Annotated in this window: 9 protein-coding genes; 4 read left to right on the top strand and 5 right to left on the bottom strand. The window is 38.3% G+C overall.

All coding sequences use genetic code 11. From position 1 onward, the window contains the following. Nucleotides 1-136 precede the first annotated feature (136 nt). Nucleotides 137-1,438, bottom strand: coding sequence for a hypothetical protein (locus tag O9334_RS02735; RefSeq protein WP_287999193.1), 1,302 nt, complete (start codon nucleotides 1,436-1,438; stop codon nucleotides 137-139). Between the two features lie 198 nt (nucleotides 1,439-1,636). Here O9334_RS02735 and O9334_RS02730 point away from each other — a divergent pair, with 198 nt between their 5' ends. Further along, on the top strand, nucleotides 1,637-2,065 hold the full coding sequence (locus O9334_RS02730; RefSeq protein ID WP_002743840.1) for a Tery_1686 family protein: 429 nt from the start codon (nucleotides 1,637-1,639) through the stop codon (nucleotides 2,063-2,065). Nucleotides 2,066-2,139: 74 nt separating this feature from the next. On the opposite strand, the gene O9334_RS02725 is transcribed toward O9334_RS02730, so the two are convergent. The 4 genes from O9334_RS02725 to O9334_RS02710 form a co-directional block, all read right to left on the bottom strand. Continuing rightward, nucleotides 2,140-2,706 (bottom strand): hypothetical protein, encoded by a 567-nt coding sequence (locus O9334_RS02725; protein ID WP_287999191.1) that lies wholly within the window; start codon nucleotides 2,704-2,706, stop codon nucleotides 2,140-2,142. After that, nucleotides 2,706-4,109 carry an AAA family ATPase gene (locus tag O9334_RS02720; RefSeq protein ID WP_287999189.1) on the bottom strand — a complete coding sequence of 468 codons (1,404 nt, stop codon included), beginning with the start codon at nucleotides 4,107-4,109 and terminating at the stop codon, nucleotides 2,706-2,708. Before O9334_RS02720 ends, O9334_RS02725 begins: the two co-directional genes overlap by 1 nt. Nucleotides 4,110-4,212: 103 nt before the next feature. Continuing rightward, nucleotides 4,213-4,797 carry a pseudouridine synthase gene (locus O9334_RS02715; protein WP_002751273.1) on the bottom strand — a complete coding sequence of 195 codons (585 nt, stop codon included), beginning with the start codon at nucleotides 4,795-4,797 and terminating at the stop codon, nucleotides 4,213-4,215. Nucleotides 4,798-4,963: 166 nt separating this feature from the next. Then, on the bottom strand, nucleotides 4,964-5,752 hold the full coding sequence (locus O9334_RS02710; protein WP_287999187.1) for an ABC transporter permease: 789 nt from the start codon (nucleotides 5,750-5,752) through the stop codon (nucleotides 4,964-4,966). A 277-nt stretch (nucleotides 5,753-6,029) separates the two neighbouring features. Between O9334_RS02710 and O9334_RS02705 the strand changes: the two genes are divergently transcribed. The 3 genes from O9334_RS02705 to vapC all read left to right on the top strand — a co-directional run bounded on the left by O9334_RS02705 (nucleotide 6,030) and on the right by vapC (nucleotide 8,970). Then, a complete protein-coding gene (locus tag O9334_RS02705) occupies nucleotides 6,030-7,886 on the top strand; it encodes a serine/threonine-protein kinase (RefSeq protein ID WP_287999184.1) in 1,857 nt (618 codons plus the stop codon). 393 nt (nucleotides 7,887-8,279) lie between these two features. Beyond that, nucleotides 8,280-8,474 (top strand): type II toxin-antitoxin system VapB family antitoxin, encoded by a 195-nt coding sequence (locus tag O9334_RS02700; protein WP_002752171.1) that lies wholly within the window; start codon nucleotides 8,280-8,282, stop codon nucleotides 8,472-8,474. Nucleotides 8,475-8,652: 178 nt separating this feature from the next. After that, on the top strand, nucleotides 8,653-8,970 hold the full coding sequence (vapC, locus tag O9334_RS02695; protein WP_287999181.1) for a type II toxin-antitoxin system VapC family toxin: 318 nt from the start codon (nucleotides 8,653-8,655) through the stop codon (nucleotides 8,968-8,970). The last annotated feature ends 266 nt before the right edge of the window (nucleotides 8,971-9,236 follow it).

The following is a 9,236-nucleotide window of genomic DNA, read 5'->3' as shown; positions in this document are numbered from 1 at the left end:
GGTAGGCGTTAAAAATTATCAGACACCCCCGTTATCAAGGGTAGGGTTGATTCATGAATCAACCCTACCTTATCAAGGGGGGATCAAGGGGGGATTAAAGGCAAAATCCATTTTTAATTTAATTATAACCAGCTACTTAATCGGGGGATTCTAAGCGTTTTTGCCATTCTCGATCGATTTTATCGGAGCGCTCGATCTCTTGTTCGAGATAGTCTTGATCGGTAGAATAACTAATATCAGCATCTGTAATCACTTTTTGGTCAGCAAATTGACGAGAGTAGGCCAGTTTTTGCTCTAATTCAGGATTATTTTGGGCTAATAGATCTGCTCTTTTTTCTCGCTTTTGATTGCGTTGATTCACCCGCTCATTTCTCCACTGCAAAAAGAAATAACGACCGAGGGGAATCCCCAAAAAAGCAGCGGCATAACTGAGGAGAAAACCGTAGATACCTGTGACTATCGACCCCAGAGAACCGCTCAAATCAACACTATCACTGTTGAGCAAATATCCTAAAACTAAAGCGAGGATAAAGTTAACCGCCCCTAAACCTAAAGCTAAGATAATTTGACCACTATCTGCTTCGCTAAACTTCCAGCGTTTTTCCTTTAGATAGGGGGAAACTGTTTGTAATTTTCTCTCTTTGGTTGTCACCTGTAGATCGGGAAAATAATAGATAATATCGCCTCGATCGGACACCTGCGGCAACCCATTAAAGCGAGTTAAAACTGGGAGTATATAGTCTTCTGTCTCCTCCTGACTAGGGGTAATACTATCGAGATAGGGGGCAATTTGTGGAGCGATAATCGAGCCACGATTATTTTGAATTACTTTACCGATAGTTTGCCAGCGTCTCTCCTCTAAATTAAAATTAGGATCGCCATCGCCAAAAAGAAAAGAAAAAACTGCCTCGAGAAAATTCATCTTACTAGGGGGTTTTTCTGCCTTAACTTCCCTATCTCTTTTTTCGTAGTAGTTATTACCAAAATCGGGATAAAAAATCCAGAAAAAGTCCGTGGGAAAGAAGTTAATATTAATGTTGTTATTTCCAGAATTGTTATCTGAGTCACTATCTTTGAACATTGAGGCTATCAGGATCGCTAGGATAGCAAACAAGAGGATTAAAATCGAAATAATTAAAACAATGCCAAAGGAAATGCGAATAACATAAAAAACTACTTGCCAGATTTTACTGGCGAAAGCTTTTAACTGCAATTGCCAATATTTATTCAGAAGAATTGAGCGAAAATTTTCAGGGAAAAGATAGATAATCTCCCCCGTATCTGCTACCTGTAAATGTCCCCCCGCTTCCGCCGCTAAAGCTAATAATCCCTGTTGTGCAGCGTTAATCTCTAAACCCGATTTTGCCGCCACATCACCCACCGTAACCCGATAGCCTAATTTTTCGATCGATTGTAATAGAGACTCTTGGGGATTCATAGAAAATACTGTTCCTGTCGATTATCCTCTTTTCTAGTTTAGTTTTGATTTTGTCTTTTTGGTGGCGGCTATCTTGATTGACAGGTGCGGCATTTTGGACTCGATCGAGAAAATATCGTTATAATTGTTCCAATAGTCGCAAAAAGCAGGGCTAAACTGTATAAATAGTTACTTTATAAGCAATTATCAGAGGTGAGCATGAATGCGTCGGAACAGGCAAAAGGATTAGAATTAACGGCGAAGATCGCCACACTCGTCAACCTGTTTAAACAACAATTCCCCGATGCAAAGGCAGATCTGAAACCTTGGCGCAATGATCCCCACACAAGGGAGTTAACGGATCCCGACTCGATCGATATCGCTTTCCATTTTCCCGGTTGGAGTCCCAGAATTCAAGGGCGCAGTATTCTGGTACAAATTCGTTTTCATCTCGATAGCGAGGATCAGCATCAGCGTTTGATTGGCTTAGAAATGCAGGCTTTTAACCATCAAGGAACCGCTTGGCGACTATCTACGGTGGAAAATTGGCAATTAGTCGGCAATTATCAACCTTCTCCTAAGGTGGCTGATAAGTTAAAATATTTCAGCCGGCAGGTGTTTGAAGTTTTTAAAAATGAGCATCGATAAGGCTCTTTCGGCACTCTCGGCAAAAGATCGTTATTCGATCGAGATTAAATCAGTCATAATGTCAAGCTATAGGACTAAATTAATTCTTGAAAGTGCTTCGCTTTAGCAGAAATTTTTAACATTTTTTCTGGTTGATCGTGAATCTCACTTTTTTGAGAAAGTTTACGGCTGCTCATGCTTGTTTTAGAAATACTGATATTTTTAATACTAACAAAGCGATATTGATAGTCCTGAAGAAAATCGGGTTGATTCCAAAATAAGCGTCCGATTTCACGACAATAGGAGACAAAGCATTTGGCTCCTTTTAATTGTTTAGTTATCGATGGATTAGAATCTCCGCTTTTCTTCATTTCCAAACAAAGGATAACTTTTTCAGTAGGGGTATTAGCGATAATTATAAAATCTGCACGCTTACACTCACCTTTACTACCAGTAAAAATTTTGCGGACATCAAAAAACTCATCTAGCTTGATCACAATAACTTGATCGGGTTCAGGCATTCCACTAATCACAAATGAATAGTTATCTTGATTTTCTATCAGTTTCAGTAAATAACTATCTCGTTTGTACTCTTTTTTATATTCCAACTCTACTATCGCACACTTGCTAATCATTTCTTTGAGGATAGCAATATCAGACATTACTCCTCACCCCAAATAATAGCCGTTTGAATACGATTCATATTTTCGATAGTAGTATCAAAACTGCGCGCCTCGATACCCATTTCGTGATCAATTTTAGCGGGAGTTAAAGTGTTAAATTTGGTTTTTCTTTTTTGTCCTTTTAACATCTTTAAAGCTTTTTCAGCAATATAGACTTTAACTTGATCGGCCGATAATAATTCCTCTTGTCTGTAGCCTTCTTCTGCGGCAATTTGTTTCAGATGTGGTTGATCATGGTTGAGCATAATTAATGTGTTTATTTCTTTGATAATATAATCACTGTGAGTAGTGATAAAAACTTTAATACCAATGTTGATCAGTCGAGCGAAAAGTTTAGCGATACGGCGTTGATTTTCTGGATGGAGATTTAATTCAGGTTCATCTACTATCAACAAATCTCCGATTCGAGCTTCGTGTCTTAAATAAAAGCCAATGTCTAAAAGAGAACGTACAGCACTAGAACTTTCATCCATCGATAGTCTAAGTTTTTTTCCTTTAGGAATGTAATAAAGTTCATCATTGCTAGTAATCATATATTGACCACCAATAATATCGGCAAAATCTTCTAAAATACTGGGATGATTTTCGGCGATAAAGCTATTTTTTTTGACAATTGTTTCTATTTGTCTAGTAAAATCTACATTTTTTTTGACTGGTAGCGCATAATCCTGAGAAACATTAAATAACAGTTCCCTAGGATTAAAATTGCTATTTTTACTAATTTCTTCCAGTAAACGATTACGAGCAAAATTTAACTCTTTGCGAAAAATTGCCGCTCCTGTCCTTTCTGCACTGGCAATAAATGGCCTGGGAAAAAACTGAGAGAAAATTATATCTTGGATGCTGTTGGAAATGATATATTCGATATATTCAAGAAAATCACCTCCCAGATTTATTTTTTCTGTTTCTGTTTCTGTTAATAATGCAATGGATAAATAAGGCTCATTTTCAGGTTTGCTAATCGAGATAATTTCCCATATTGCTGTACTAATTTTCTTTTCATACTTATCTTGAAATTGAATATTGTCAAAATTTAATTCTATCTGAAAATCAACATTTTTAAACCTCTCCTCGTTAGCCGCAAAAACTTCAGGTATTTGTTGAACATATCTTTGACAACCTGTAGTAATAATACTTTCACACTGTTGAACATACTCCTGTAGATCGAGACTAATTACACCATCAGAAAGTAGTTGCTCAATTTTTTCTTTGAGTCCAAATCTTGGCCCCGTTAATAGTCTTCGCCAATTGTCTAAAAAACCGAATAAAGCGTAGGTAGCATAAGTTTTACCTGTATTATTACCACCACAGATAATTGTGAGGTCGCCTAGACTGAATTCTGCCTGTTTTAAAATGCCAAGATTTTTAATTTTAACTTTCATGTTTGTCTTAGGTTTAATATTCACGATTATAGATAATTGTGGGTCATTTGATCAAGTTCCAAAATATACATTCAACTTTGGTTATCAAGGTTACTTACAGAAATTATAACCTTTCCAAGGCTTTTCTCTCTTTTTCAGTCACTTCTCGCCATTGACCGGGTTGTAATCCTGTTAAGCATAATTTATTGTTTTTGTCAATAGTAATGGCGGTTCTAATTAATCTTAAAGTGGGATAACCAACGGCAGCCGTCATCCGTCTTACCTGACGATTTCTCCCCTCAGTTAAGGTAATTTCTAACCAAGCGGTGGGGACAGATTTTCGATAACGAATCGGTGGCTCTCTGGGGGGTAAATCCGGTTCAAAATCTAGTAAATTAACTATTGCTGGTCGAGTGCGATAATCCTGAATAGGAAGACCTTGACGCAATTTTTCTAAAGCGTTTAGGTCTGGAATTCTTTCGACTTGTACCCAATAGGTGCGCGGATGAGCAAATTGACGATGACCCAAACGATGCTGTAATTGACCGTTATCTGTGAGTAATAATAATCCCTCGCTGTCCCTATCTAAACGACCGACAGAATAGATATTTGGGATGGGAATATAATCTTTTAAAGTCGAGCGCCCATTTTCATCAGTAAACTGACATAATACATCGTAGGGTTTATAAAAAAGGATATATTTATTCAAGGGAAAAAGGAGTCAGGAGATAAGTAGTTGTGCAAAATGAATTTCTTGGTTAGAATAGGCAAAAGGCAAAAGGCAAAAGGCAAGAGGTAGTTAGATATGTTTAATTAACTTTGCTTAGGTACTTAACTGATAACTGACCACTGATAACTGATAACTGATAACTGATTTAATCCCGTTGATGGGAGAATTGATAAGCACCGACAATCGAGAGAAGAATAGCGACGATTAATAAAATGGGGATAGCGAACCAAGGAAATTGATTAATATCGTAGGCTGCGGCTCTTAATCCCAGACTAGCATAGGTGAGGGGCAAGGCATAAACAATAATTTTTAATGCCCAGGGTAAGGTTTGGGGATCGAAAAAAGTTGCTCCTAAAAAAGACATCGGCACGATTAAAAAGTTATTATACAGACCGACACTTTCGATGGATGTAACTCGCAATCCGACAATTGCCCCTAAACCGGCAAAGACGGCACAATTTAAGATTAAAACTAATAAAAAGAGGGGATTGAGAAAACTGACAAATTTTCCTGTAAATAAGATAGCAACGAGAATCACTGATGCAGAAGTCATTACACCGCGCAAAATCCCCGCGAAAACTTTGCCTAAAAATAATGAGAGGGGATGGACGGGAAGCAATAATAATTCCTCGAAGGTTTTACTAAATAAGCGATCGCCACAGATGGAAAAGGTGGTTCCCCCGAAACTGATCGCCATTGAGGACAGGGCCACCATTCCGGGTAAAATAAATTCTAGATAGGAATCGCCGATCGAGGGTTTCATCGAGCGATCGAGGGCGCTTCCCAACCCCAACCCGAAACCGATAATATAGATTAGGGGAGAAACTAAACCTGTGGCGGCGATCTGAAGGACTCTCGCCCTTAAATCTAGCCATTCTCCCCAAAATACGGTTAAAGTGTCTGTTAATATCGTCTGAGCTTGAGCTAGTTTCACTGGTATTTTGGTTAATTAGTAAATATACTTTTAATAATAATTAATAATTGTCCCCTTTTTCAAGAGTGGCTCATCCCAGTTTAGTAAAATGTAGGGTGCGTTAGACGGCGACAATCTCTGCTTAAACTTGAATCTAACAATCCGTCGTAACGCACCACACCTATCATTAATTTAATTTGGTGCGTTACTACTACTACTTACTTATGATAAAATGCCTTCAAAGACAGGTAAGGGAAAACTTTCAATTATTCACTCAATAAAATAACTGATAGCCGAGATGAAACCCTGTTACTGCATTAATCCCGATTGTTCTCAACCAGGGCATCCGAGTAATAATAACTCGAATACTCGTTACTGTCAAAGTTGCGGCTCTCAATTGTTGTTAAATGGTAAATATAGGGTGAGTCGGTTATTGAGTGATACGACCGGTTTTGGCATTGTTTATGAGGCTTTTGAAGGTTTTACAGCCAAAATCCTCAAGGTATTACAAGAAAAATGGAATAATCAACCGAAGGCAGTGGAATTATTTAAACGGGAATATGACGTTTTATTAGAGTTAAGTCGTCAAAATGTCACCGGTGTTCCTCGAGCAGATGCCTATTTTCAATATTCCACGAGGGAGGGGAAAATATTACACTGTTTAGTTATGGAAAAAGTGGAGGGGATTAATTTAGAACAGTGGCTAAACCAGTATGATAAATTAAGTCAAAAACGAGCCTTAAAATGGCTGAGAGAAATTACTTTAATTCTCGATAAAATTCATCAACAGAATTGGCTGCATCGAGATATTAAACCTCCTAATATCATGATGCGGAATAGTGGCGAGTTGGTGTTAATTGATTTTGGCACAGCAAGGGAAGAAACCCAAACCTATCATCAAAAGGTAAAAGGTCAACAGGTGACAGGTATTACCTCAGCCGGATATACCCCCAATGAACAACAACATGGTCAAGCAGTGATTCAATCAGATTTTCATGCTTTAGGACGAACTTTTGTGCATTTATTAACCGGAAAACATCCTTTAGAAATTTATGATCCGATTAATGATGTTTTACCTTGGCGAGAAGAAACGGAAAATATTCACCCGTTATTGTTGGATTTTATTGACGAGTTGATGGGAAGATTGCCAAAGAATAGACCGGCTAATACTAGGGTTATTTTACAACGTTTAGATGAGATTGAACGGCAATTAAAGTTACCTCCTATAACTCCTACTATAACATCTCCACCACCAAATCCGCAGCCTGTTGTAACTCAAAAACAATCGCCAGTTATTCCTAAGATTAATTCTTCTCCGCCAGTTTCACCCGTACCTGTACCCAAAAAAACACCAGCACAACCGGTTAAAAATAATAATCTGAGAAATAGAATGAATGCTCTTGGTGGCGTTTTGTTATTAGGGATAGGAATAACCCAAGTTTACGGTTATTTTAAATATGACGAATTTCCTGCTAGTCCTCAATTATTAATATCTGGTTTATCTAGTCTTCGCTTCTTAGAGAAAACCCTTACTGGTCATTCTGACTCAGTTAACTCAGTGGTATATAGTCCCGATGGCCGCTATTTAGCTAGTCGTAGTGTGAACAACTGGTACGGAAATAGAACTATCAAAATTTGGGAAGTAGCAACGGGAAAACAATTGCATACCCATAACCTTAGGGGTAGCTTTGTTGAATCAATGGTTAGTCCCGATGGCCGCTATTTAGCTAGTCAGAGTCATGACAATACTATCAAAATTTGGGAGGTAGCAACCGGAAAAGAACTGCGTACCCTTACTGGTAATTCTGACAGGGTTAGGTCAGTGGTATATAGTCCCGATGGCCGCTATTTAGCTAGTGAGAGTCATGACAAAACTATCAAAATTTGGGAGGTGGCAACGGGAAAACAATTGCATACTCTTACTGGTCATTCTAATGTGGTTTGGTCAGTAGTATATAGTCCCGATGGCCGCTATTTAGCTAGTCGTAGTGGTGACAAAACTATCAAAATTTGGGAAGTAGCAACGGGAAAACAATTGCGTACCCTTACTGGTCATTCTGAAGGGGTTTTGTCAGTGGTATATAGTCCCGATGGCCGCTATTTAGCTAGTGGGAGTGGTGACAAAACTATCAAAATTTGGCGAGTGGGACAGTAAAGTTGTGTTGGGGGTGACAGCAATAACTTTTGTCTATCAAAAATGAGCGATACTTGCGGGAAACTGCACCGATGTCTTTAAAAATATTGGGTTTTGGCTCAAATTATTGAATCGAGCAGTTTTCTCCTAAATAGGGTATGCGGCAAAAAGTACGGGCGAAGCATTCGGATAGAAAATCTACAGTTTCACCGATAGGTTATTGTCCGAATGCTTCGCCCCTACAGGACGCGGGCCGATAAAGACGCAAGATTTTGAACGACGATTCTCTCACAATCTTGCACCTGTTTTGCGAGAAAAGCCACAAAATCTCTACCTTGCTTACATCTCACATTTATTCAGCAAACCCTATATAATGTGTATATTAACAATCTACTATACACAACTAGGGATAGGATGATGACTAACATTATCATTGATGACCAACTCATGGCTGATGCTCTTAAAGCTACTGGTTTAAAGACTAAACAAGAAGTTGTTGAATTGGGTCTTAAGACTTTGATTCGGCTCAAACAACAGGAGAAAATTAAAGCCTTTAAAGGTAAGCTTAAATGGGAAGGAAACCTTGAGGAAATGAGGCACAATCAATGATTCTTGTGGATTCTAGTGTTTGGATTGATTTACTGCTGGGAGTTGAGCCGATAGCTATTGGTGATAAGCTAAGACGCATTTAAAGCGCTTATTCTTAAGATTAGCCGAATCTCCCCCAATCCCTTTACTGTTGCCTCTTGCAAGAGTGCCTCTTGCCTCGTCTCAACAAGCAATTTAAATGCGCGGGCAGCTTATTATTCTCACCGAAGTTCTCCAAGGTTTTAGGAGTGATAAGGATTATCAAATAGCCTATCGCTTACTAACTTCATTGACTATTTATGATTTACTAGGTTTGAGAATGGCATTGAAAAGCGCGGACAATTATCGCCAGTTACGCAAGAAGGGGATCACTATTAGGAAAACTGCTGATGTTATTATTGCTTCCTTTTGTATTGAAAATAATCTTCCGCTCTTTTTTTCAGATAAAGATTTTATTCCTTTTGTGAAGCACTTAAAGCTAATTTCAGCTTGTCCTACTACTAATGATGAACGATGATTGAGTTGCGACTCATTTCTATTAACGAATGTTGAGTAAAAAGTGCTTCTATTTGGGTTAGATTATTCTGAAATAATGCTTCTAATTCGACATTTGTAATGTTACCCGTAGTAACTAGCAGAAGCTTATATAGCGTTTTTCAGTCTGCTGAGGTACAAAAGTTATGGGTTTTAGGCAAAAGGCAAGAGGCAAAAGTCAAAAGGGAAGAAAAATATGTGTACCTCACTAGCTTATAGCGGTGTGCAGTCGTATTAGGTACAGTGTCA

It is taken from the genome of Microcystis sp. LE19-8.1F, assembly GCF_027531715.1.
Lineage (GTDB): Bacteria > Cyanobacteriota > Cyanobacteriia > Cyanobacteriales > Microcystaceae > Microcystis > Microcystis wesenbergii_A.
The sequence above is the reverse complement of the archived record's forward strand: the minus strand, read 5'-3'. Positions and strand labels throughout refer to the sequence as shown.